Annotated in this window: 24 protein-coding genes, 1 pseudogene and 1 riboswitch; of the genes and pseudogenes, 15 read left to right on the top strand and 10 right to left on the bottom strand. The window is 66.7% G+C overall.

What is annotated here, in order from left to right:
* Nucleotides 1-104 precede the first annotated feature (104 nt).
* Entirely contained in the window at nucleotides 105-1,043 is a 939-nt protein-coding gene (gene panE / locus QZ609_RS12900) for a 2-dehydropantoate 2-reductase (RefSeq protein ID WP_295495130.1), read from the bottom strand.
* A 162-nt stretch (nucleotides 1,044-1,205) separates the two neighbouring features.
* Between panE and ttcA the strand changes: the two genes are divergently transcribed.
* Nucleotides 1,206-2,141 (top strand): tRNA 2-thiocytidine(32) synthetase TtcA, encoded by a 936-nt coding sequence (gene ttcA / locus QZ609_RS12895; protein ID WP_295495128.1) that lies wholly within the window; start codon nucleotides 1,206-1,208, stop codon nucleotides 2,139-2,141.
* Between the two features lie 9 nt (nucleotides 2,142-2,150).
* Here the strand turns inward: ttcA and QZ609_RS12890 are convergent, their stop codons facing one another.
* The gene (locus QZ609_RS12890; RefSeq protein ID WP_365901508.1) at nucleotides 2,151-3,080 is read right to left on the bottom strand and encodes a DUF6279 family lipoprotein; all 930 of its coding nucleotides are present in this window, start codon (nucleotides 3,078-3,080) and stop codon (nucleotides 2,151-2,153) included.
* A 220-nt stretch (nucleotides 3,081-3,300) separates the two neighbouring features.
* Here QZ609_RS12890 and glmU point away from each other — a divergent pair, with 220 nt between their 5' ends.
* The 3 genes from glmU (at nucleotide 3,301) to QZ609_RS12875 (ending at nucleotide 7,053) form a co-directional block, all read left to right on the top strand.
* Nucleotides 3,301-4,680 (top strand): bifunctional UDP-N-acetylglucosamine diphosphorylase/glucosamine-1-phosphate N-acetyltransferase GlmU, encoded by a 1,380-nt coding sequence (gene glmU / locus QZ609_RS12885; RefSeq protein ID WP_295495123.1) that lies wholly within the window; start codon nucleotides 3,301-3,303, stop codon nucleotides 4,678-4,680.
* Between the two features lie 113 nt (nucleotides 4,681-4,793).
* A complete protein-coding gene (glmS, locus tag QZ609_RS12880; RefSeq protein ID WP_295495121.1) occupies nucleotides 4,794-6,632 on the top strand; it encodes a glutamine--fructose-6-phosphate transaminase (isomerizing) in 1,839 nt (612 codons plus the stop codon).
* Between the two features lie 16 nt (nucleotides 6,633-6,648).
* Entirely contained in the window at nucleotides 6,649-7,053 is a 405-nt protein-coding gene (locus tag QZ609_RS12875) for a thiol-disulfide oxidoreductase DCC family protein (RefSeq protein WP_295495119.1), read from the top strand.
* Between the two features lie 94 nt (nucleotides 7,054-7,147).
* Here QZ609_RS12875 and QZ609_RS12870 read toward each other — a convergent pair whose 3' ends face one another.
* The 4 genes from QZ609_RS12870 to QZ609_RS12855 form a co-directional block, all read right to left on the bottom strand.
* A complete protein-coding gene (locus QZ609_RS12870; protein WP_295495116.1) occupies nucleotides 7,148-7,738 on the bottom strand; it encodes a TMEM165/GDT1 family protein in 591 nt (196 codons plus the stop codon).
* 22 nt (nucleotides 7,739-7,760) lie between these two features.
* Nucleotides 7,761-7,934: riboswitch (yybP-ykoY riboswitch) on the bottom strand.
* Nucleotides 7,935-8,278: 344 nt separating this feature from the next.
* Nucleotides 8,279-9,871, bottom strand: a complete 1,593-nt coding sequence (locus QZ609_RS12865) for a M20/M25/M40 family metallo-hydrolase (protein ID WP_295495113.1) — start codon at nucleotides 9,869-9,871, stop codon at nucleotides 8,279-8,281.
* A gap of 220 nt (nucleotides 9,872-10,091) precedes the next feature.
* A complete protein-coding gene (locus QZ609_RS12860) occupies nucleotides 10,092-10,301 on the bottom strand; it encodes a hypothetical protein (protein ID WP_295495110.1) in 210 nt (69 codons plus the stop codon).
* On the bottom strand, nucleotides 10,298-10,561 hold the full coding sequence (locus QZ609_RS12855; RefSeq protein ID WP_295495107.1) for a hypothetical protein: 264 nt from the start codon (nucleotides 10,559-10,561) through the stop codon (nucleotides 10,298-10,300). The genes QZ609_RS12860 and QZ609_RS12855 overlap by 4 nt, the downstream gene beginning before the upstream one ends.
* Nucleotides 10,562-10,668: 107 nt before the next feature.
* Here QZ609_RS12855 and QZ609_RS12850 point away from each other — a divergent pair, with 107 nt between their 5' ends.
* From QZ609_RS12850 to QZ609_RS12840, 3 genes are all read left to right on the top strand, one after another.
* Nucleotides 10,669-10,896 (top strand): hypothetical protein, encoded by a 228-nt coding sequence (locus QZ609_RS12850; RefSeq protein ID WP_295495104.1) that lies wholly within the window; start codon nucleotides 10,669-10,671, stop codon nucleotides 10,894-10,896.
* Nucleotides 10,897-11,032: 136 nt separating this feature from the next.
* A complete protein-coding gene (locus tag QZ609_RS12845; RefSeq protein ID WP_295495101.1) occupies nucleotides 11,033-11,305 on the top strand; it encodes a hypothetical protein in 273 nt (90 codons plus the stop codon).
* 7 nt (nucleotides 11,306-11,312) lie between these two features.
* Nucleotides 11,313-11,621, top strand: a complete 309-nt coding sequence (locus QZ609_RS12840) for an acylphosphatase (protein WP_295495098.1) — start codon at nucleotides 11,313-11,315, stop codon at nucleotides 11,619-11,621.
* A gap of 27 nt (nucleotides 11,622-11,648) precedes the next feature.
* On the opposite strand, the gene QZ609_RS12835 is transcribed toward QZ609_RS12840, so the two are convergent.
* The gene (locus QZ609_RS12835) at nucleotides 11,649-12,119 is read right to left on the bottom strand and encodes a cupin domain-containing protein (protein WP_295495095.1); all 471 of its coding nucleotides are present in this window, start codon (nucleotides 12,117-12,119) and stop codon (nucleotides 11,649-11,651) included.
* A 152-nt stretch (nucleotides 12,120-12,271) separates the two neighbouring features.
* Between QZ609_RS12835 and QZ609_RS12830 the strand changes: the two genes are divergently transcribed.
* Both QZ609_RS12830 and QZ609_RS12825 read left to right on the top strand, forming a co-directional pair.
* Nucleotides 12,272-13,183 (top strand): patatin-like phospholipase family protein, encoded by a 912-nt coding sequence (locus QZ609_RS12830; protein WP_295495092.1) that lies wholly within the window; start codon nucleotides 12,272-12,274, stop codon nucleotides 13,181-13,183.
* A 68-nt stretch (nucleotides 13,184-13,251) separates the two neighbouring features.
* Nucleotides 13,252-14,019 (top strand): hypothetical protein, encoded by a 768-nt coding sequence (locus QZ609_RS12825; protein ID WP_295495089.1) that lies wholly within the window; start codon nucleotides 13,252-13,254, stop codon nucleotides 14,017-14,019.
* Nucleotides 14,020-14,108: 89 nt separating this feature from the next.
* Here QZ609_RS12825 and QZ609_RS12820 read toward each other — a convergent pair.
* Both QZ609_RS12820 and rtcR read right to left on the bottom strand, forming a co-directional pair.
* Nucleotides 14,109-14,486, bottom strand: a pseudogene (locus QZ609_RS12820) (LysR family transcriptional regulator); the annotation flags it as partial.
* A gap of 53 nt (nucleotides 14,487-14,539) precedes the next feature.
* A complete protein-coding gene (rtcR, locus tag QZ609_RS12815; protein ID WP_295495086.1) occupies nucleotides 14,540-16,138 on the bottom strand; it encodes an RNA repair transcriptional activator RtcR in 1,599 nt (532 codons plus the stop codon).
* Between the two features lie 167 nt (nucleotides 16,139-16,305).
* On the opposite strand from rtcR, the gene QZ609_RS12810 reads away from it, so the two are divergent.
* The 5 genes from QZ609_RS12810 (at nucleotide 16,306) to QZ609_RS12790 (ending at nucleotide 20,180) form a co-directional block, all read left to right on the top strand.
* A complete protein-coding gene (locus QZ609_RS12810; RefSeq protein ID WP_295495083.1) occupies nucleotides 16,306-16,737 on the top strand; it encodes a zinc-ribbon domain containing protein in 432 nt (143 codons plus the stop codon).
* Nucleotides 16,734-17,948 carry an RtcB family protein gene (locus QZ609_RS12805; protein WP_295495080.1) on the top strand — a complete coding sequence of 405 codons (1,215 nt, stop codon included), beginning with the start codon at nucleotides 16,734-16,736 and terminating at the stop codon, nucleotides 17,946-17,948. Before QZ609_RS12810 ends, QZ609_RS12805 begins: the two co-directional genes overlap by 4 nt.
* A gap of 89 nt (nucleotides 17,949-18,037) precedes the next feature.
* On the top strand, nucleotides 18,038-18,847 hold the full coding sequence (locus QZ609_RS12800; protein ID WP_295495077.1) for a nucleotidyltransferase domain-containing protein: 810 nt from the start codon (nucleotides 18,038-18,040) through the stop codon (nucleotides 18,845-18,847).
* Between the two features lie 46 nt (nucleotides 18,848-18,893).
* Nucleotides 18,894-19,937 carry an RNA 3'-terminal phosphate cyclase gene (gene rtcA / locus QZ609_RS12795; protein WP_295495074.1) on the top strand — a complete coding sequence of 348 codons (1,044 nt, stop codon included), beginning with the start codon at nucleotides 18,894-18,896 and terminating at the stop codon, nucleotides 19,935-19,937.
* A gap of 60 nt (nucleotides 19,938-19,997) precedes the next feature.
* Nucleotides 19,998-20,180 (top strand): hypothetical protein, encoded by a 183-nt coding sequence (locus QZ609_RS12790; RefSeq protein ID WP_295495071.1) that lies wholly within the window; start codon nucleotides 19,998-20,000, stop codon nucleotides 20,178-20,180.
* A 48-nt stretch (nucleotides 20,181-20,228) separates the two neighbouring features.
* Here QZ609_RS12790 and QZ609_RS12785 read toward each other — a convergent pair whose 3' ends face one another.
* Nucleotides 20,229-20,582 (bottom strand): glyoxalase superfamily protein, encoded by a 354-nt coding sequence (locus QZ609_RS12785; RefSeq protein ID WP_295495069.1) that lies wholly within the window; start codon nucleotides 20,580-20,582, stop codon nucleotides 20,229-20,231.
* A gap of 122 nt (nucleotides 20,583-20,704) precedes the next feature.
* Between QZ609_RS12785 and QZ609_RS12780 the strand changes: the two genes are divergently transcribed.
* Nucleotides 20,705-21,458: PLP-dependent aminotransferase family protein (locus tag QZ609_RS12780; RefSeq protein WP_295495133.1), on the top strand; the 754-nt coding region annotated here is incomplete at its 3' end.

The following is a 21,458-nucleotide window of genomic DNA, read 5'->3' as shown; positions in this document are numbered from 1 at the left end:
CTTACTTTCTTTGGCAAGACAAAGAAAGTGAGTCAGCCCCGGCAGGGGATGAAACCAGGGATGCACCACCAACCGCAAAAACCCGGCGAACAAATCCCCCCCACTCAAACAACAGCCCGCAACAACCGCTGCTGATACGCCTGCAAATGCGCATACGCCACACGCAGCAGCGCCACATCCACGCCCAACGCCCGCCCACGCCGCAGCATGTCCCCGACGATCTGATCAGCCTCCACGCGCCCGCCCGACTCCAGATCGCGCAGCATCGACGCCGTCATCGGCGAGCCGGCCTTGGTGAGGAATTCCAGCCCGCGCGTGCGCGCCTGCGGCCGGATCGGGTAGCCCGACGCAGCCGAGACGGTCCCGCAGCTCGCAAACATCGCTTCGTTCAGTGCCTTGCCTTCATCGGTGGCAACGATCTCGCCCACCGACGCACGCATCAGGCACGTCATCGAGGCGAGCGAGGTGATGAAGACGAACTTCTCCCACATGTCCTGCATCACGTTCTCGGCCAGCACCGAGTCGAACTGCGCGGTGGCGAAGACGTCCTGGATGGCCTGGGTGCGTTCGCGCGGCGCATGCGGCGTGCGCTCGCCGAAGGTGATGGAATGCAGCGGATTCAGGTGCAGCACGGCACCGTCCGGCGCGCTGGCCGCGCTGATGTGGCACAGCCCGCCCAGCACGCGCGATTCGCCGAAGGCGGCGTCGAGCTTCTCCAGGTGCGCTAGCCCGTTGAGCACCGGCAGCACCACGGTGCGCTCGCCCACCACCGGGCGGATGGCGGCGATGGCATCGTCCAGGTCGTAGGCCTTGCAGCTCAGCAGCACCAGGTCGGCATGGCCCCAGGCGGTGGCCTCGTCGGCGGTGATGACCTGGATCGGGAAGCGCACGTCGCCCAGCGGGCTGCGGATATCCAGCCCGTGCTCGCGCAGCCGCGCCGCGCGCGCGGGGCGCACCAGGAAGGTCACGTCCGCGCCGGCTTGGGTGAGCCGTCCACCGAAATAGCCGCCGGTGCCGCCGGCGCCCAGTACCAGAATCCGCATTGCCGTCTCCGAGAAAGAAGGGGAAGCGCACGATTCTAGGCGCGTTCGCCCGCGCCTGCTGGCGGCGGCCCCGCACGGCACTGGAGCGCGCTAAAATGCTGATTTTCCAGACAATTTGACGCCTGTTCGGCCATTATTCAGCGCCGGCAGGGTCGGTATGCCATGACGTTCTCCAATAATTTCCACCGCCTCGAAACCCGCCTGCAGTCGCAAGTCGGCCGCGCCATCGGCGACTTCAAGATGATCGAGGACGGCGATACCGTGCTCGTGTGCCTGTCCGGCGGCAAGGACTCGTACACCATGCTGTCGGTGCTGATGGCGCTGCAGAAGCGCGCGCCGGTCGACTTCAAGCTGATCGCGATGAACCTCGACCAGAAGCAGCCGGGCTTTCCGGAAGACGTGCTGCCCAACTACCTGAAGAAGGTGGGTGTGGAGTACGTGATCGTCGAGGCGGACACGTATTCGATCGTCAAGGAGAAGGTGCCGGAGGGCAAGACCACGTGCTCGCTATGCTCGCGCCTGCGCCGCGGCGTGATCTACCGCACGGCCAAGGAGCTGGGCGCCAACAAGATCGCGTTGGGCCACCACCGCGACGACATCGTCAACACGTTCTTCCTGAACATGTTCTTCGGCGGCAAGATGAAGGCGATGCCGCCCAAGCTGGCCACCGACAACGGCGACCACATCGTGATCCGCCCGCTGGCCTATTGCGCGGAGAAGGAAATCGCGTCGTACGCCCGTGCGATGGAGTTCCCCATCATCCCGTGCAACCTGTGCGGCTCGCAGGAGAACCTGCAGCGCAAGAAGGTCAAGGAGATGCTGCTGGAGTGGGAGCGCCAGACGCCGGGGCGCATCGACAACATCTTCGCGGCGCTGCAGAACGTGGTGCCCGCGCACTTGGCCGATACCGACCTGTTCGACTTCAACGGCCTGACCACCGGCCTGGCGAAGATCAGCGAAGACGCGATGTTCGGCCAGACCGCGTACGACCAGGCGCCGCTGGTGTTTGCCGGCTCGCACGACGACCGCATCGAGTTCGTGCGGTTTGAGCGCAAGCCGGGCGAGCCGCAGGCGCCGGCCGAGCAGGCCGCCAACTAAAAGCGTTCATCAATCGTCGAGCTGGCGCAGGCTGGCGGCGTCGACCGGCCTGCCGGCGGTGGCGGTCTGGCCGGCGCCGTCGCGTATCAGGTCGTGCGCGTCGTCGATCCAGCCCTGCAGACGCTCGCGTGCGTGCTGCTTCTGCTGCGGCGTGGTCAGGTTGGCGATGGTCACGGACACATCGATATCCGCATCGAGGTAGGCATCGTGGCGGGTGCCGCGCTCGCCGGGCGGGTGCTGCCATTGGTCCGCATAGGTGGTCAGCCACTGCATGACGGAGGCCTTGTCGGGGTGTTCGGCCTGCACGCGGTCGAGCATGGCGAGCCACGCCTGCTGGCGCTTGAGCCGCTCTTCGTAGCGCGCGGGGGCGCCGGCCACCAGCGGCGCGATGGCCGCGCGGACGACCTCTTCCTGTGCGTTTGTGAAGCGCCCGTAGATCAGGCGCGCATTCGCCATCACCTGCTTGAGGCGGGCTTGCAGGCGCTCGTCGGCATCGCTTTGCAGGTAGCGCTGCTGGTATTTCTCGTTGGCCTCGCCAAACTGCTTGCGCACGTGCGCGATCTGCGCCGGCGTAACGGTCAGCAGGATGTCGGCGATGTCGGGCTTGGCGTGCTCGAAGGCGTCACGGCCCAGCGCGTAGTAGGCGGCCTGGTAGGCGCGCATCTGCTCGGCGCTCACCGGTTGCTGCAGCTCGTTTTGGGCGCGTTCGAGCAGGACGGCGATGCGTGGCAACTGCTCGCGCCGGTGCCACGCAAAGAAGCGGGTGATGGCGCCGCGCGTGGCGTCGACCTGCGCGTCCTGCATGTCGAAGTAGCGGTCGACCCACCAGTAGACCAGCCGGTTGCCCTGCTGGTAGCCGAGCTTCATGGTGCTGCAGGCGGCGAGGACCGCCACCGAGCCCACGATCAGCCAACGCGCCAGCCTGCCCGACCAGCGCATTTGCGCAACCTGGCCACCGTTTGGTGGGTTCCGTGGGGGGCGGGGGCGCATGTTAAAATTTTTGGCCTGTGTCTGATACGCCGCAAACGCGCCTCGCAGAAGGCCTCCCAGGCGGTCCAGCCACCCTGAGGGGCGGTGGCGGGCGAAGGCTCCATGGCCGGTGTTCCGGTGCATGGACGCAGGCCGCAGGCTATCGCTTCGAGTCACTGTAGGGATCTCCGTGAACATCGTCATTCTTGCCGCAGGGCTTGGCAAACGCATGCGCTCCGCGCTGCCCAAAGTCCTGCATCCGCTGGCCGGCAAGCCGCTCCTGGCCCATGTCATCGAAACCGCTCGCTCATTGTCGCCGACCCGGCTAGTCGTCGTGGTTGGCCACGGCGGCGAGCGCGTGCGAGAGATGGTCGGCGCGCCGGATGTCACCTTCGCGACGCAGGAGCAGCAACTCGGCACCGGCCACGCCGTCATGCAGGCGCTCGACCAGCTCGACGCCAGCGTGCCGACCCTGGTGCTCTACGGCGACGTGCCGCTCACCCGCGCCGAGACGCTCAACGCGCTGGTCGGCGCCGCTGGCGGCGACCACCTGGGCGTGCTGACCGTGCACCTGGACGACCCGACCGGCTACGGCCGCATCGTGCGCGACGCCGCCGGCCGCATCACCCGCATCGTCGAGCAGAAAGACGCCAACGAGACCCAGCTTGCCATCCACGAGGTCAATACCGGCATCCTGGTTTGCCCGACGGCCAAGCTCAAGACCTGGCTCGCCACGCTGTCCAACAACAACGCCCAGGGCGAGTACTACCTGACCGACGTGATCGAGCGCGCCGCCAACGAGGGCGTGCCGATCACCTCCGCCCACCCGCTGGCCGAGTGGGAGACGCTGGGCGTGAACAGCAAGGTGCAACTGGCCGAGCTGGAGCGCACCCACCAGCGCAACCTCGCACAGCAGCTGCTGGAAGACGGCGTGACGCTGATCGACCCGGCGCGCATCGACATCCGCGGCAAGCTCACCTGCGGGCGCGACGTGGTCATCGACGTCAACTGCATCTTCGAAGGCAACGTGACGTTGGGCGACGGCGTGCATGTGGGCGCGAATTGCGTGATCCGCGCAGCCGCCATCGAGGCCGGCGCCGAGATCCTGCCGTTCTGCCATATCGAGCAAGCCAAGGTGGGCGCTGAATCGCGCATCGGCCCGTACGCGCGCCTGCGCCCGGGCACCGAGTTGGCTGAAGACGTGCACATCGGCAACTTCGTCGAGGTCAAGAACAGCCAGATTGCCGCGCACAGCAAGGCCAACCACCTCGCCTATGTGGGCGACGCCACGGTGGGCTCGCGCGTGAACATCGGTGCGGGCACCATCACCTGCAACTACGACGGCGCGAACAAGTTCCGCACCATCATCGAGGACGACGCCTTCATCGGCTCGGATACGCAGCTGGTGGCCCCGGTGCGCGTGGGCAAGGGCGCCACGCTGGGCGCCGGCACCACGCTGACCAAGGACGCGCCGGAAGGCCAGCTGACGGTCTCGCGTGCGCGCCAGACCACCATCAGCGGCTGGCAGCGTCCGCTTAAGCAGAACACCGGGCAGAAAAAGGGCGCCTGACAGAGGTTTTCTTGCGTCGAACAGCGGATGCCGCTGCGGCGCGTGAGCATCGATACTGAGTGAATACCGAGCGCGGTGCACGAAGCCACCGCGCTCCAACCGGAGAAATCAACATGTGCGGCATCGTTGGCGCGGTTTCCACGCGCAACATCGTTCCCGTCCTGATCGAAGGCCTGCGCCGCCTGGAATACCGCGGCTACGACTCGTGCGGCGTGGCCGTGCAGCGCGACGGCCAACTGGAGCGCGCCCGCACCGTGTCGCGCGTGGCCGACCTGGATTCGCAGACGCACGCCAGCCACCTGGACGGTGCCATCGGCATCGCCCACACGCGCTGGGCCACGCACGGCCGGCCGGACACGGTCAATGCCCACCCGCACTTCTCGGGCGACACCATTGCCCTGGTGCACAACGGCATCATCGAGAACTACGAAGCCCTGCGTGAAGAGTTGAAGGCCGTCGGCTACGGCTTTGAATCGCAGACCGATACCGAGGTGGTCGCCCACCTGATCCACCAGGCCTACACCTACCCGAGCGGCACCACGCGCGGCGACCTGTTTGCCTCGGTGCGCGCAGCGGTCAAGCGCCTGCACGGCGCCTACGCGATTGCCGTGTTCGCGCGCGACAACCCCGACGTGGTGGTGGGCGCGCGCGCGGGCTCGCCGCTGGTAGTGGCGCTGGGCGCGAACGAGTCGTTCCTCGCCTCCGACGCGCTGGCCGTGGCCGGCACCGCCAGCCGCATGGCCTATCTGGAAGAAGGCGATGTGGTGGAGATCACGCGCGAGGGCTTTACCGTGGCCGACGCGCACGACCACATCGTCACGCGCGAGGTCAAGGAAGTCGGGACGTACGCTGCAGCGGTGGAGCTCGGACCGTTCCGCCACTTCATGCAGAAGGAAATCTTCGAGCAGCCGCGCGCCCTGGGCGACACGCTGGAAGGCGTGCAGGGCTTCGCGCCCGATCTGTTCGGCCCGCGTGCGGCTGAGATCCTGCCCAAGATCGACAGCGTGCTGATCCTGGCCTGCGGCACCAGTTACTACTCGGGCTGCACCGCCAAGTACTGGCTCGAATCGATTGCCAGGATCCCGACCCAGGTCGAGGTCGCCAGCGAATACCGCTATCGCGAGACGGTGCCCAACCCGAACGCGCTGGTGGTCGTGATCTCGCAATCGGGCGAGACCGCCGACACGCTGGCCGCGCTGCGCCACGCGCGCGAGCTGGGCCACACCCACACGCTGGCCATCTGCAACGTGGCGACCAGCGCCATGGTGCGCGAGACCGAGCTGAAATTCCTCACGCGCGCCGGCACCGAGATCGGCGTGGCGTCCACCAAGGCGTTCACCACGCAGCTGGCGGCGCTGTACATGCTGGCGCTGACGTTCGCCAAGTTGCGCGGCCACCTGAATGCCCAGCAGGAAGACGATGCGCTGCGCCACCTGCGCCACCTGCCGTCGGCGCTGAACGCCGTGCTGGCGCTGGAGCCGCAGATCATCGCGTGGTCGGAAGAGTTCGCCCGCCGCGAGAACGCACTGTTCCTCGGCCGTGGCCTGCACTTCCCGATCGCCATGGAAGGTGCGCTCAAGCTCAAGGAAATCTCCTACATCCACGCCGAGGCCTACCCGGCCGGCGAACTCAAGCACGGCCCGCTGGCCCTGGTGACCGACCAGATGCCGGTGGTGACGGTCGCGCCCAACGACACGCTGCTTGAGAAGCTCAAGTCCAACATCCAGGAAGTGCGCGCGCGCGGCGGCAAGCTGTACGTGTTTGCCGATGCCGACACGCATATCCAGTCGACCGACGGCATCCAGGTGATCCGCATGCCGGAGCACTACGGGCAGCTCTCGCCGATCCTGCACGTGGTACCGCTGCAGCTGCTGGCGTACCACACCGCCCTGGCGCGCGGCACCGACGTGGACAAGCCGCGCAACCTGGCCAAGTCGGTGACGGTGGAGTAACGAGAGGCGCCGCGCCATGATCGTCGTCTTCGACGCCAAGTGCCTGCTCTGCAGCGGCTGGGTCCAATTTCTGCTGAAGCGGGACCGCAAGCGGGTGTTCCGCTTCGCCTCCATCCAGACGCACGCCGGCGCGGAACTGTTGGCGAAGGCGGGGCTGCCAGTTGACGGGCTGGAGACGTTGCTGCTGGTGGATGGCGAGCGGTCGTTCCAGCACACGGCGGCCATCCTGCGGGTGCTGCACCAGCTGGGGTGGGGGTGGCGGCTGTTCTGGATTGGCTGGCTCGTGCCGGGGTCCCTGCGGGATGCTGCGTATCGCTTTTGTGCGCGACATCGCTATCGCATCTTCGGCCGGCGGGAGACCTGCTTCCTGCCCGCGCCGGAGCATCAAGGACGCTTTCTCGAATCGCCCGCCGGATCGTGACAACAAGAAAGGCCGCCAACTGGCGGCCTTTTCTTTTCGCATGCACCCCGCGCACGCTGCATTGCAACGGCGCAGTGCCATGCGAGCAGCCGTTTCAAAACATCGGATGTGCCTGGGGGTACAGCGCCGTTCGGAGCGCAAGGCCGCCCAGCACCACGAAGATGAGCGCCGCGAGGACGTGAACCAGCTTGGTCGGGAGCCGGTCGGCAAATTTGTGCCCGAGATAAATGACGGGCACATTCGCGAGCATCATCCCCAGCGTGGTGCCAGCGACAACGCCAAAGAATTCGTGGAAGCGCGCCGCAAGAGCAACCGTGACGATTTGCGTTTTGTCCCCCATTTCGGCGAGAAAGAATGTCACGGCCGTGGTCCCGAAGACCCCCATTGGGTGTTTCGTGGAAGCCGTCTCCGCTTCGTCGAGCTTGTCCGGGATGAGAATCCAGACGGCCATCAGCGCGAATGAAGCGACCACCGCCCAGTTCATGATGTTCGGGCTGATGACGCTGGCCAGCCATGCGCCAAGTGCGCCAGAGCAAGCGTGGTTGATCAGCGTTGCGACAAACACGCCCAGCACGATGGGGATGGGCTTGCGATAGCGTGCGGCAAGGACGAGCGAGAGCAGTTGAGTCTTGTCGCCAATTTCGGCGAGGCCAACAATGCTGGTCGATACGAGGAAGGATTCCATGGGGATCGTTGTCACCGGGCCGCACGGTCAATACGCGATGACACACATCCCCGCGACCCGGCTTGGTGGGAATGAGCGTCATCGGTCTTGCCAGGCTTTGAGCTGCACACGCCATGACGGTCTGCGACCAGTCAAGTATGTTGACGTGCACCACCAGGCATTGCGCCTGGTGCGGCTACTCCCCGAAGAGTGGCGCGATTATAGCGGCGTGTGTGTTACGGGTGCAAGGCAGGGGGGCGCATGCTCGGCCAGTTCGATTTTGCGGTGTGTGCGACGCGCGACAATGAAGCTCGTGCCCGCCTCTCAAACGTATCAGTTGCGAGACGCCGCCCCACAGGAAGGGCTCACGCGCTTCGGTTTTTCGCGGATGCGCATACTTTGCGTGGAGGCTGGGTTAAGTGCTCTTTGCGGTATGTGCTGATGTAGGAGCTCGGCACTCCCCGTGGCGATCGGCTCAAACAATCACGCTCCGGAACAGTCGGGACGTCATCGCGTTGGCCAGGTTGTCTGGTGCAGCGTGAGACGTCCACTCGTGACAGCTCAATCGAGCGGCGTCTCCAGAATCCCCATCACCGTGCGGATGCCATCGCGGTAGTTGCCCAGCCGCATGTTCTCGTCGTAGCTGTGCTGGTTGTTGTCCGCGTTGACCAGCGGCACGATCACGAAGGGCGCGCGCAGGGCTTGCACGGCGGCGCCGGTTGGCACGGTGCCGCCCATCATGCGGATCTGCACGGGGGCCTCGCCGTAGGTGTCTTGCATTGCATGCTGGAGCCACCGGCTGACGGGCGCGTTGAGGTCGGTGCGCGCGGCGGAGCTGGAGGCCGACACCTCGCCGGCGGTGAGCGCTGCCAGCTTGGGGTAGCGTGCGCGTTCTTCCGCGGTGGGTTCGCCGCTGACCAGGTGATAGCCCTGCTTTTCAACGTGCTGCTTGAGCAGGCCGAACAGGTATTCAGGGCTGGTTTCGGGCACCGTGCGGATGTCGATGTCGGCGATGGCCACCTCGGGAACGATGGTGCGGGCCTTTTCGCCCACGTCGCCGGACGCGATGCCGCGAATGTTCAGCGACGGATATTGCATCGCCTCCTGGTAGTTGGCACCGACCCGCTCAGCCTTGGCAATGCCCAGGCGCTTGCGCAGCGCGGCTTCGTCGTCGGGCACCGCGGCCATGATGCGGCGGGCCTGGTCGTCGAGCTTGACGGGTGTGTAATAGCCCGGGATGGTGACGCGGCCCTCGTCGTCCTTCATCGTGGCCAGCAGGCTGGCGAGCCGCTGCGCCGGGTTGGCCGCGTAGTTGCCGTAGTGCCCGCTATGCAGCCCCTGGCTGGCGCCGAACACCTTGAGCTGCACCGCCAGCACGCCGCGATTGCCAAAGATGAGGGTCGGCCGGTTGCTCTGGTGCATCGGGCCATCGAAGATCACCATCCCGTCGTTGCGCAGCAGGGCGAGGTTGTCGCCAATCACCTTGCCCAGCGAGGGCGAGCCTTTCTCCTCCTCCGAGTCCAGGATCACCTTGATATTCACCGCCGGCTCGACACCGGCCGCCCTGAGCGCGTCGAAGGCAGCCAGGAACATGACGATCGGCGCCTTGTCGTCCGACGACGACCGTGCAAAGAGTCGCCATTCCGGATCGACCGGCCCGGCGTACAGCTTGTCGATCGGCAGGGTCTGCCACTTGCCGTCGGCCGCGCGCGACTTGAGCGTGGCCTCCCACGGGCTGCGCTGCGCCCACTGCGAGGGCGTGACCGATTGCCCGTCGAAGTGCATGTAGAACAGCACGGTCTTGCGCGGCGTACCGCCGCTGGCTGCGGGCGCCGAATACTCTGCATAGACCATCGGCTTGTTGCCGTTGGCCAGTTCGCGCGCGGCAAAGCCGTGCCGGGTGAAGGCGTTGACCAGCCAGCTGGCGTTCTTCTGGATATCGGCCGGAACGGTGGCGTCGTTGGGCAGGGCTAGCAGGTCGACCCATTCGCGGTAGCTTCCGGCGGCGGCACGGTCGGCGCTCTCTTGCAGGCGTGCGCCGTCGAGCGGTGCGGCAGCGTGTACTGGCGTGGCAAGCAAGACGGTGCTGAGCGCGGCAAGCGCGATCGAGCGGATGGCGGTCGGGCGATTCGAGTTCGATCCAGGCTGCTTCATGTGTTGTGTGGGCGGTTGGCACGTCGGTCTGGGGTCAGCCGCCCACGATACGACAGGATCGACGGGAAGTCCGTCCGTACGGGCCCTAGGGTTGTTGCGCCATGGCACGTGTTGCGATCCAAGGCGCGCGCTCGATCGTCATGCCAATAAGAAAGGCCGCCAACTGGCGGCCCTTTCTTTTGGGCGTGCTTCGCGCCCGCCTGCCTGCAACGGTGCGGCGTCAGTGTGCCCGCATGCCCGGCACCAGCGGCGACACCTTGGTCAGGAACTGCTTCGGATCCTGGACGGCGCGCAGATCCTCCGGCACGTCGATTTCATGCAGCTTCTGCCCCGGGCCGGCCACGAGCCCGGCTTCCTTCTCGCTAACGGTGCTTCGTTCCTGCGCGGCGACAAACGTGCCCTTGTCGTCCACAACCACGGTGAGCTTCATACCACCCCCCCTCCTTGCAAGTTATGCCAGGCGACCCCCGGCCCTTGGTTCGTGATGTTCACGAAATACGTGGTGTGACCGTTGTTGTCCTTCTCCTTGCGTTGATCGCTGGCCAGGTGCACCGCCCCGGAGTTCGGCGTCTTCACATCGGCGCTGGCGAACTGCGTACCGAAATCCTCTCCGCCATTGCGGATGTACCACCAGTGAGCCGTCTGCCCCGGATTGAGTAGCGTTAGTGGTCCAACATTGTTGAAGGCCATAAAACACCTGTAGATGCGCGTGAGTGGATGCCATGCGCCCGGCTGAGCCGCGGTGGGCGCATGGATGATTGCGAATCGATCGTCCCCCCCTGTGTTGTTGGTTGCAAATGCGTGAAGCGCTGCCATTGCTGAATGACATGCAAAGCCTTGCTGGGAGCCGGCTGGAGGCAGTTTTCATGCCGAGGCTGGGTTCCTGTTCGAGCTTCAGCGTAGGCCAGCGCCTCCGAATCTTCAACGCGCCGGGCGGTGAAGTTTTCTTCTATCTGCGCAGGCGTGAAGTAAAAAAGCCGCATGCGGTTTTTCTCGATGTCGTGCTCTCTGTACGCATACGTTGACGTCGCCCTGCAGATGCATGCGGGTGGACGCGGGCGTCGGGAAGGTGGGCCGTTTAAAGCGCACCCGGCAGGGCGGGCGCTGTGTATCCTGCCCCCGGCGGTCCGCACTCATACCAACCTTCCGGGAGACCTCGGCGTGTTCACCTTCCTCAACAAGATCCTGCTGCTTGCTGTGTATGGCGTGGCCGTGGCCAGCTTCCTGACGGCACTGCCGCTGTCGCACGAGGTGATCCATTGGGTGCGCATTGCGGCGCTGGTGCTGATGGCCGTGCACCTGCTGGAGGTGGTGGTGTTCTTCAAGAAGGTGGCCCTGCACCGGGGGCCGTTGTTCGACAGCGTGCTGCTGACGTTGCTGTTCGGCTTCCTGCATTGGAAGCCGATGGCCGACGCCGCCAGCCGCACGCGCTGACGCGGTCATGGACACGGCTCCAACCGATGCGCCGCTTGCCACGCGGCTGGTGCGCGTGCGCGGCCGCGTACAGGGTATCGGCTACCGGGAGGCCTGCGTACATCAGGCGCAGGCGCTGGGCGTGACGGGCTGGGTCCGCAACCGGATGGACGATTCGGTCGAGGCGATGCTGCAGGGCACGGCGCAGCAACTCGCCGCCATGTGCACCTGGATGCGCGAGGGCATGCCCGCTGCGCTGGTCGACGCGATGGAGGTCACCGAGGTGCCCCCGCCGTTCCCGCGCTTCGACCGCTTCGAGCGCTTGCCTACCCTCTGACGCCAGCCATGCGCACGCGAGCGGGCCTCACGGGTGCGGATGGATCGGGTCCACCCAATACACCTCTTCGGGCGGCTCGATCGGGGCGATATCCAGGTTCACCACCACCGGCTCCTGCCCGCTGCGCACGATCACGCAACTGAGCGCCTCGGTTGGGCTCGCGTTGATCTCCTGGTGCGGCACGAACGGCGGCACATAGATGAAATCGCCGGGGCCGGCTTCCGCGGTGAACTCCAGGTGCTCGCCCCAGCGCATGCGCGCCCGGCCGCTCACCACGTAGATCACGCTTTCCAGCGCGCCGTGATGGTGGGCGCCGGTCTTGGCATTGGCGTCGATGACGACCGCGCCCGCCCACAGCTTGCTGGCGCCAGTGCGGGCGTGCGTGATGGCCGCCGCTCTTGTCATGCCGGGGGTTTGCGGCGTGTTCAGGTCGAGCTGTGAACCGGGGATGACTTTGACGCCGTGCTCGCGCCAGTCTGGTGTCGACTCCGTGTGCATGGCGCCTCCCGATGCGTGGATCGTCTCCCTCTCAGGATAGGCGCCGCACACCTTGCGACCCAGCCATGCCTATGCCTAGCCGCCACGGCAGCCCGGATGTACTCTAGGTTGAGCGATCCCTCCATCTCTCATACTGCGGCGCATCAATCGTCATGGACAGAGCGGACAGAACGGCCTTCGTCTTTGCCGGCGGTGGCAGCCTGGGTGCCATCGAGGCCGGGATGCTGCGCGAGCTGGTGGCCTCGGGCGTGATTCCCGACCTGGTGGTTGGCGCCTCGGCCGGGGCGATCAACGCGGCGTTCTTTGCCTGTAACCCGCATGCGGCGGGTACCGCGCAGCTCGAAGCGCTGTGGCGCGGCGTGCGCCGGGCCGAGGTGATGCCGTGGTCGTGGCGCACCATGCTCGGCATGCTGGGTGGCCGGCGCGGGCATCTCGTCGACGCTGGCGGGCTGCAGCGCCTGCTCAGCCGGCATTTCGGGCAGACCCGGTTGGAAGGCGCCGCCTTGCCCCTGCACGTGGTGGCGACCGACATGCACACCGGTGCCGAGGTCGTGCTGTCCTCCGGCGATCTGGTGCAGGCGGTGCTGGCCAGCGCGGCCATCCCGGGGGTGTTTCCGCCGGTGCGCATCGATGGCCGCCAACTGATCGACGGTGGCGTCGCCAACAACACGCCCATCTCTGCCGCCGTCCGCCTGGGTGCCACGCGCGTGGTGGTGCTGCCGGCCGGGTTTGCCTGTGCCGAACGGCGTGAACCGCGCGGCGCCATCGAGCACGCGCTGAATGCGCTGTCGCTGCTGGTGGCGCGGCAACTGGTGCAGGACCTGGAGCGGTGGGCCGGCCAGGTGCCCATCGCCGTGGTGCCGCCGCTGTGCCCGCTCGATGTGTCGCCCTACGACTACACCCGCTGCGGCGAGCTGATCGACCGCGCCGCCGCCTCCACCGCCGCGTGGTTGGCAGACCACGGCCTCTCCCACTATGACGTGCCCGGCGCCCTGCGCCCGCATCGGCACGATGACGAACACGCGAGCTGCAGCACCGACGTGCACGCGATGCCCGCGCCCTAGCGCTGCATTCCGCATCGGATGCTGCTGCCGTATCCTCACGGCTTTCACATCACTTTGACGGGGGACGCATGGGGGTGGTGATCGATCATCCGATCGAGGTGTTCGTGCTGGCGCTGATCGCGCTGGCCATCGCGTCGCGCGCGGGCGTGGCGATCTCGAAGCGGCGCGCGATGGACACGGGCACGCGCGAAGACTTCGCCGTCATCCAGGCCGCCACGCTCACGCTGCTCGGCCTGATCATCGGCTTCAGCTTCTCGATGGCCATCAGCCGCTACGACGCGCGCAAGACCTACGAGGAGGAAGAGGCCAACGCCATCGGCACCGAATACCTGCGCGCGGGCCTGCTGCCGGCCACCGATGCGGACCAGGTGCGCGGCCTGCTGGCGCGCTACCTGGACCAGCGCATCCAGCTCTACCGCACGCACGACGCCATGCACCTGCGCGAGATCGAGGCCGAGACCGCGCGCCTGCAGGCCGCCCTGTGGGCCGCCGTGCAGACGCCGGCCGCCGCGCAGCCCACCCCGGTGGTCGCCCTGGCCGTGAGCGGCATGAACGACGTGATCAACGCCCAGGGCTATACGCAGGCCGCCTGGCGCAACCGCATACCGGGCGCGGCGTGGGTGCTGCTGTTCATGATCGCCGCCTGCGGCAACCTGATGGTCGGCTACGCCATGCACGGCAGGCGCATCCTCGGCACCTTGCATGTGCTGCTGCCGCTGGTGATCGCGCTGTCGTTCATGCTGATTGCCGACATCGACAGCCCGCGCGGCGGCTTCATCCACGTCGAGCCGCTCAACCTCAAGAGCCTGGCGGCCTCGCTGCCGGCGCCGCGCTAGGGGCGCTGCCGGCGCGGATTTTCTGCGTGGCATTGAAACTGGGTCTGCGCCACGCGGCTGTTTGCCGGGCGCGCCGTCGCCCATGATGCGCGCACCTGCAGCGCCACTGCCGGATGCTCGCCGAGGAAATCATCGAGCCAGCCGGCCAGCACGCTACGCCCCAGGTCGGACGGGATCGACAGCGACACCTCGCCGCCGATCGCTTGCCGCCCGAGCGCAAGCGCATCCTGCCCGGCCTGCAGATCGGCCAGCGCGCGGCGCGCGTGCTCCAGGTAGCGCTCGCCCTCCTGCGTGAGCGCGAGGCTGCGCGTGGAGCGCGCCAGCAGCCGCACGCCTAGCTCTGCCTCCAGCCGCTTGACCGCCGCGCTGGCCGCCGCCGGCGCGATGTTCAGCACGCGCGCCGCCGCCGACAGGCTGCCGTTGTCTACGGCCAGCACGAAGATGGAGAGGTCGTCGAGGCGGATCATCGCGGGGGGTGTCGATTGAGGTGTGCAGGGATGGGCCGCATGTTACCGAGCGGCTAGCTCGCGCGCACGCGCGCCCAATTCAGACCGAAGCGTGCAAGGTACTTGCGCAGCCGATCCGCATCGTTCACCTTGGCCTTCTCGGTGCGCGACACGTCGAACAGGCGGCGCCCGGCATCCGACAGTGACGCCGATTCCCGGCACACCGCCACCACGTTCTCCAGCTGCATGCGGTCGAACAGGTCGAGCGAAGCGGCCTCGTCGCCGAGCAGATCGGCAAGCGCACCGTCACTGCCCGCCGAATCGGGTTCGGCCCACGTGCGCTGCAGGCGCGCGATCTCGTCGGCCACGTCGGCTTCGGTGATGCGCCCGCCTTCGGCCAGCGTCGCGAGCCGCGTGACGGACGCCGACAGCTCGCGGAAGTTGCCCGTCCAGCGCGCCTGCGGCGAGGTGACGAACTTCAGGTAGATGCGTCGCGCCTCGGTGTGGAAGCGCACCTGCTCGCCATGCTCGCGGGCAAAGCGCGCCAGCTCGAAGTCGAGGTTCGGCTCCAGGTCTTCCGGGCGGTCGGCCAGGCCGGGCAGGTCGAAGGTCCACAGGTTGATCCGCGCATAGAGGTCTTCGCGGAAGCGCCCCTCGGCCACCCACTGGCGCAGGTCGCGCACGGTGCCGGCGATCAGCTGGAAATCGCTCTCGACCTCGCGGTCGCTGCCGAAGGGCAGGAAGCGCTTCTCTTCGATGGCCTTGAGCAGCATGGCCTGTTCGTCCAGGCCAAGCTCGCCGATCTCGTCGAGGAAGAGCAGGCCGCCGTCGGCGCTGCGCAAGAGGCCCGCGCGTTCGGTCTGCGCGCCGGTGAAGGCGCCCTTCACATGGCCAAAGAGGGCGGACATGGCGCTGTCGCCGCGCAGCGTGGCGCAGTTCACCTCGACAAAGCGGCCGCCCAACTGGTGCCGCGCCTTCTTCATCTCATACACGCGGCGCGCCAGGAACGACTTGCCCGCGCCCGTCGGCCCGAACAGCAGCATCGGCGCCTTCGAGCGCGAGGCCACGCGCTCGATCTGTTCGATCATGCGGTTGAACGCCGGGTTGCGCGTGGCAATGCCCGACTTGAGCAGCGACACGGTGTCTTCGCGCTCGCGCGCAAAGCGCGTGGCGATCTTGTCGTAGCGCGAGAGGTCCAGGTCGATGACGCTATAGCTGCCCGCCGTGTTGCCGAGTGCTTTCTTGCGCGGCGGGGCGGTCTGGATCAGCTTGGCCGGCAGGTAGCGCGCCTCGGCCAGCAGGAACCAGCAGATCTGCGCGACGTGCGTGCCGGTGGTGATGTGGATGAGGTAGTCCTCGGCCTCGGTATCGAAGGCGTAGCCGCGTGTGAAGTCGTGCAGCGTGCTGTAGACCTCTTCGAAATCCCATGGGTCGCGCAGCGTGATCTCGACGCTGCGCACCTCGGTCTCGGGCGAGACGGCCGCGATGTCGGTGCGCAGGCGCTCGAACAGGCCGCGGCTGCGCGCGTCGTGCAGCAGCTCCAGCCGGTGGATGACGATGTCGTCCTGCTGGCACAGGCCGACCGACGGCCGCCAGCGCTCCCAGCGCTGGGCGCCCTTGCCCACGTAGTCGAGCGTGGTGCCGACGAAGCCGATGGCGACGGTCTTGCGCATTCCAGGTCACTATCCAAAAAGATAAATCAATATATCAATGGATCGTATTTTCTGGAAGTTGGGCGTGCCTACATCTGCGATATTGATGCGAAATGCCAATGAAATCATGGTGTTAGGCGGCGATTGGTTGAGGTGGGAATGGCCTGGCATGTCCATTGCACTAGTGAGTGCGTCCATCGATCAACCGGGAGCGCATCATGTGCAGTGGAAAGCAAAAACGTGCGCTCATCATGGCGCGGCGCCACGAGCGGCGAGAGCTGGCGCGGATCGCGCGCCTGCCGCCCCCGGCCCCCGTGCTGCCGCCGCCGCGCGGTAGTTTGCCGGTGGATGTGTCGCAACTGGCACCGCACAACAGCTACGGCCCCGGTCTGCCCCGCTTCGCGCAGCACGGTTACTACGTTGATACGTGGTACGCCTGCGTCGATTGCGGAAAGCATGAAGTCTGGACCGCTGCGCAGCAGAAATGGTGGTATGAAACCGCCAAGGGCTATATCGATTCGATCGCCATCCGCTGCAAGTCGTGTCGCTTGATACGCCGCAGCGGACGCACGATCAGCAAGAAGAACAACGACAACAACAACGGAATCAAAGCATCATGAGTACCTACAACACCCTCCACGTCGAAGACGGCGCCGACATCAAGCTGTGGACCAACGGCGTGCCGGTGGAAGACGATGCCCGCAAGCAGTTGATGAACACGGCCAAGATGCCGTTCATCTTCAAGCACCTGGCGGTGATGCCGGACGTGCACCTGGGTAAGGGGTCGACCATCGGCAGCGTGATCCCGACGCAGGGCGCGATCATCCCGGCGGCCGTCGGTGTGGATATCGGCTGCGGCATGATGGCCGCGCGCACCACGCTCACGGCGGCCGACCTGCCGGACAACCTGCATGGCCTGCGCAGCGCCATCGAGGCGGCGGTGCCGCACGGCCGTACGCAGGGCCCGCGCGATAAGGGCGCCTGGAACACGCCGCCGGAAGCGGTCGACGCGATGTGGGGTGAGCTGGCCGACGGCTTCAAGCGCATCACCGACAAGTATCCGAAGCTGAAAAACACCAACAACTACAAGCACCTGGGAACGCTGGGCACCGGTAACCACTTCATCGAGGTCTGCCTGGATGAAGAGAACCGCGTCTGGTTCATGCTGCACTCGGGTTCGCGTGGGGTGGGCAACGCGATCGGCAACCTGTTCATCGAACTGGCGCAGGCCGATATGCGACAGCACATCGCCAACCTGCCGGACCGCGACCTGGCCTACTTCGAAGAAGGCAGCCAGCACTTCGATGATTACGTCGAAGCCGTGGGCTGGGCGCAGGACTACGCGCGCCGCAACCGCGCGACGATGATGCAGAACGTGATCGCCGCCGCGCGCAAGGTCATCACCAAGCCGTTCGCGGCGGATGTGGAAGCCGTGAACTGCCACCACAACTACGTGCAGCGCGAGACCCACTTCGGGCGTGAGGTGCTGGTGACGCGCAAGGGCGCGGTGTCGGCGCAGAAGGGGCAGCTCGGCATCATCCCGGGTTCGATGGGGGCGAAGAGCTTCATCGTGCGCGGGCTGGGGAACGAAGAGGCCTTCTGCTCGTGCAGCCACGGCGCCGGCCGCACCATGAGCCGCACGCAGGCCAAGAAGCGTTTCACGGTCGACGACCAGATTCGCGCGACGGCCCACGTGGAATGCCGCAAGGACAAGGACGTGATCGACGAGATCCCGATGGCGTACAAGGACATCGACCAGGTGATGGCCGCCCAGGCGGAGCTGGTGGAGATCGTCCACACGCTGCGGCAGGTGGTGTGTGTGAAGGGGTAAGTTCGCGCTTCGCCTTTGAGCCTGTCCGGGCGCGGTGCGTTTGTGCCGCGCCCGGCGGCTTCCACAATCAACAAGAACAACCGATTGCCATGACCTTCCTGTATTCGCATCCCGTCTCCGACGCCATCCGTGAACGCGTGCTGGCGGAACTCGCCAGCATCGAGCAGCGCCACGACGTGCGCGTGCTGTTCGCGTGCGAATCTGGCAGCCGCGGCTGGGGCTTCGCCTCGCCCGACAGCGACTACGACGTGCGCTTCGTCTACGTGCACGCGCCCGAGTGGTACCTGCGCGTCGAGCCGCAGCGCGACGTGATCGAGGTGCCCATCAGCGACGAGCTGGACATGTCCGGCTGGGAGCTGCGCAAGGCGCTGCAGCTGATGCACCGCTCCAACCCGACCTTGCTGGAGTGGCTGGCCTCGCCCGTGGTGTATCGCCAGGACGCGGCGCTGGCCGAGCGCATGCGCACCCTTGCGCCGACGTTCTTCTCCGAGCGCAAGGGCCGCTGGCACTACGTCTCGATGGCGGCGAAGAACTTTCGCGGCTACCTGCAGGGCGAGACCGTGCGCATGAAAAAGTACCTCTACGTGCTGCGCCCGTTGCTGGCCGCACAGTGGATCGACGCCGGGCGCGGCGTCCCGCCGATGCGCTTTGCCGACCTGGCCGACACGATGGTGACGGACGCCGCGCTGCGTGACGAGATCAACCAGCTGCTCGCGATCAAGATGGAATCCGGCGAGGCCGAATACGGCGCGCGTTTTCCGCGCATCCATGCCTTCATCGAGCAGACCTTGGCGCAGGAGGCTGTGCCTGCCGATTTCCGGCAGCCCACGGGAAACCCAGCCGCGCTGGATGCCTTCCTGTTCGACACAGTCCTCTCTCGCGCAACCTGCACAACCTGACGCACGCCTGCCTGGCGGGTGTGCCTACCAACAAGAAAAAGAAACCATGAACACCCTATCGCAACCCGCCGCCTGCATCGAACTCGATGGCGCGCAGGGCGAAGGCGGCGGCCAGATCCTGCGCACCGCGCTCACGCTGTCGATGCTGACCGGTACGCCGTTCCAGATCGAGCACATCCGCGCCGGACGCTCCAAGCCGGGCCTGCTGCGCCAGCACCTGACGGCAGTGCAGGCCGCCACCGAGATCAGCGGCGCCACGGTCGAAGGCGCCGAGGCCGGCTCGCAGACGCTGCGCTTCGCGCCCGGCCCCATCCGCGGCGGTGATTACCGCTTTGCCATCGGCACGGCCGGCAGCTGCACGCTGGTGCTGCAGACCATCCTGCCCGCGCTGTGGTTTGCCGATGCGCCGAGCACCGTGTCGGTGAGCGGCGGCACGCACAACCGCGCCGCGCCGCCGGTCGATTTCCTGATCCGCGCGTGGCTGCCGCTGGTGGCGCGCATGGGCGTGCTGCAGACGCTCGCGCTCAAGCGCCACGGCTTCTATCCGGCGGGCGGCGGCGAGGTGCTGGCCACCGTCACGCCGTGCGCCGGTGCCCTGGGTACGCTGCACCTGGTGGAGCGCGGCGCGCAACAGGCACTGCGCGCGGACGGCATCGTCGCGGGCGTGCGCGGCGGCGTGGCGCGGCGCGAGCTGGACATGCTGGCCCGCCTCGTGCCCGGCGTGGAAGGCACCGTGCGCGATCTCGGCAACGAAGCGGGCCCCGGCAACGCGCTGGTGTTCGACATCGTGCATGAGCATGTCACCGAGGTCTTCACGGGCTTTGGTGAGCGTGGCGTGACGGCGGAATCCATCGGCCAGGACGTCGCCCGCGCGGCGCTGCGTTACCTGCAGAGCACGGCGGCGGTCGATGAACATCTGGCCGACCAACTCGTGCTGCCGATGGCGCTGGCCGGTGCCGGCAGCTTCACGGCAGTGGCCGCGTCGTCGCATCTCCTGACCAACATCGGCGTGATCGAGAAGTTCCTGCCGGTGAGCTTCGACGTGGAGACCCTGGGGCGGGGCGCACCGGTACGCGTGCGCGTGCAGTAGCACGCCGGGCAGGCACGGCATTCGCGTGGGGTGAGGGACCACCGCACACCGGAGCCGGTCATGGAAAAAGGGAAGCGAGAAAAGCACCCGCACGCGCACAAGCGCGATGCGCTCGTCGAAAAGGCCGTGGAGGACACGTTCCCGGCCAGTGATCCGCCGGCCATTGGCGGCATCACCCGTGTGGTCGACAAGAAGCCGAAGGCGCACCACGGCAAACACGCGCAAAAGCGCAAAGCGAAGTAATGCCGCGCCCGCACTGCCCGTCGACCTGCGGGCGTTGCTGTTGGGGCGCTAGTTGTGCGCGAGGATGTTGACCACGTTGCCGAACGGATCGCGCACATAGAACCGCCGCACGCCCCACGGCTCGTCGGCCAGCGGGTAGACGATCTCCAGGCCAAGCGCCTGGGCGCGCGCGTGCACCGCATCCACGTCGTCCACCTCGATGGACAGCGCCGGCACCGGCGTGCCTGAACCGCCCTCGGTGGCAATGCTGACCTGCGGGGCCATTCTGGCGTCCGCGTCGGCAAAGGTGACGATCCAGCCGTGGTCCATCGCCACCTCCAGGCCGAGGAAATCGGCATAGAACGCGCGGGCGCGCGCCGGATCGGTGGCGTGCAGGTTCGGGACGATGCGTCGGACGGCCATGCGGCGCTCCTGGGCAGAATGGGGCTGCGGCATTGTAGCCATGGCAGCCACGGGCCGTTTGCATGCATCCACGCCCGACATCACGTAAAGTGCGTGCACTCGAACTCAACTTCCCGCACGCCATGGATTTCCTGCAATCGCTGCTGGCCCCCCGCCTGCAAAACGTCGAAACCTCCGCCATCCGTGAGCTCTTCAAGGTGCTCGGCAAGCCGGGCCTGATCTCGTTTGCCGGCGGCTTTCCCGATGCCGCGCTGTTCGACGTCGAAGGCCTGAAGGCCGCCGCCGATACCGCGCTCACCACCGACGCCGCCCGCGCGCTGCAATATGGCGCCACCGAGGGCTTCGAGCCGCTGCGCGAAGCCATCGTCACGCTCATGCAGGCGCGCGGCGTGAAGATCGTCAATACCGACCTGCTCGTCACCACCGGCTCGCAGCAGGGCCTGGACCTGCTTGGCAAGGTGCTGATCGGCGAGGGCGACACCGTGCTGACCGAGGCGCCCACCTTCCTCGCCGCCATCCAGGCCTTCAAGCTGTACGGCGCCAAGGTGGCCGGTGTGCCGACCGATGCGGACGGCCTGGATGTCGATGCGCTGGAGAAGACGCTCGCCACCAGCCGCCCGAAATTCCTCTACGTGATCCCCAACTTCGGCAACCCGAACGGCGCGCTGATGAGCCTCGCGCGCCGCCAGCGCCTGCTGGAGATCGCCGTGCGCCACAACCTGCTGATCGTCGAGGACGATCCCTACGGCGAGCTGTATTTCGACGCGCCGCCGCCGCCGTCGCTGTATGCGCTCAGCCAGCAGACCGAAGGCGCGCAAGGCCGCGTGATCTACCTGGGCAGCCTGTCGAAGGTGGTGGCGCCGGGCCTGCGCGTGG

It is taken from the genome of uncultured Ralstonia sp. (assembly GCA_913056305.1).
In the GTDB taxonomy this organism is placed as follows: domain Bacteria; phylum Pseudomonadota; class Gammaproteobacteria; order Burkholderiales; family Burkholderiaceae; genus Ralstonia.
This window is presented reverse-complemented; position numbering and strand designations above follow the sequence as displayed.

Bases quoted from the DNA above. Each gene is read 5' to 3' on its own strand.
- QZ609_RS12870 (WP_295495116.1), bottom strand. From the start codon at position 7,738: ATGGAATCCTTCCTCGTATCGACCAGCATTGTTGGCCTCGCCGAAATT.
- QZ609_RS12825 (WP_295495089.1), top strand. From the start codon at position 13,252: ATGGGGGTGGTGATCGATCATCCGATCGAGGTGTTCGTGCTGGCGCTG.
- QZ609_RS12835 (WP_295495095.1), bottom strand. From the start codon at position 12,119: ATGCACACGGAGTCGACACCAGACTGGCGCGAGCACGGCGTCAAAGTC.
- QZ609_RS12860 (WP_295495110.1), bottom strand. From the start codon at position 10,301: ATGAAGCTCACCGTGGTTGTGGACGACAAGGGCACGTTTGTCGCCGCG.
- QZ609_RS12805 (WP_295495080.1), top strand. From the start codon at position 16,734: ATGAGTACCTACAACACCCTCCACGTCGAAGACGGCGCCGACATCAAG.
- QZ609_RS12875 (WP_295495119.1), top strand. From the start codon at position 6,649: ATGATCGTCGTCTTCGACGCCAAGTGCCTGCTCTGCAGCGGCTGGGTC.
- rtcR (WP_295495086.1), bottom strand. From the start codon at position 16,138: ATGCGCAAGACCGTCGCCATCGGCTTCGTCGGCACCACGCTCGACTAC.
- rtcA (WP_295495074.1), top strand. From the start codon at position 18,894: ATGAACACCCTATCGCAACCCGCCGCCTGCATCGAACTCGATGGCGCG.
- glmS (WP_295495121.1), top strand. From the start codon at position 4,794: ATGTGCGGCATCGTTGGCGCGGTTTCCACGCGCAACATCGTTCCCGTC.
- QZ609_RS12890 (WP_365901508.1), bottom strand. From the start codon at position 3,080: ATGCGCTGGTCGGGCAGGCTGGCGCGTTGGCTGATCGTGGGCTCGGTG.
- QZ609_RS12790 (WP_295495071.1), top strand. From the start codon at position 19,998: ATGGAAAAAGGGAAGCGAGAAAAGCACCCGCACGCGCACAAGCGCGAT.
- QZ609_RS12850 (WP_295495104.1), top strand. From the start codon at position 10,669: ATGCGTGAAGCGCTGCCATTGCTGAATGACATGCAAAGCCTTGCTGGG.
- QZ609_RS12855 (WP_295495107.1), bottom strand. From the start codon at position 10,561: ATGGCCTTCAACAATGTTGGACCACTAACGCTACTCAATCCGGGGCAG.
- ttcA (WP_295495128.1), top strand. From the start codon at position 1,206: ATGACGTTCTCCAATAATTTCCACCGCCTCGAAACCCGCCTGCAGTCG.
- QZ609_RS12785 (WP_295495069.1), bottom strand. From the start codon at position 20,582: ATGGCCGTCCGACGCATCGTCCCGAACCTGCACGCCACCGATCCGGCG.
- QZ609_RS12840 (WP_295495098.1), top strand. From the start codon at position 11,313: ATGGACACGGCTCCAACCGATGCGCCGCTTGCCACGCGGCTGGTGCGC.
- QZ609_RS12800 (WP_295495077.1), top strand. From the start codon at position 18,038: ATGACCTTCCTGTATTCGCATCCCGTCTCCGACGCCATCCGTGAACGC.
- QZ609_RS12830 (WP_295495092.1), top strand. From the start codon at position 12,272: ATGGACAGAGCGGACAGAACGGCCTTCGTCTTTGCCGGCGGTGGCAGC.
- panE (WP_295495130.1), bottom strand. From the start codon at position 1,043: ATGCGGATTCTGGTACTGGGCGCCGGCGGCACCGGCGGCTATTTCGGT.
- QZ609_RS12865 (WP_295495113.1), bottom strand. From the start codon at position 9,871: ATGAAGCAGCCTGGATCGAACTCGAATCGCCCGACCGCCATCCGCTCG.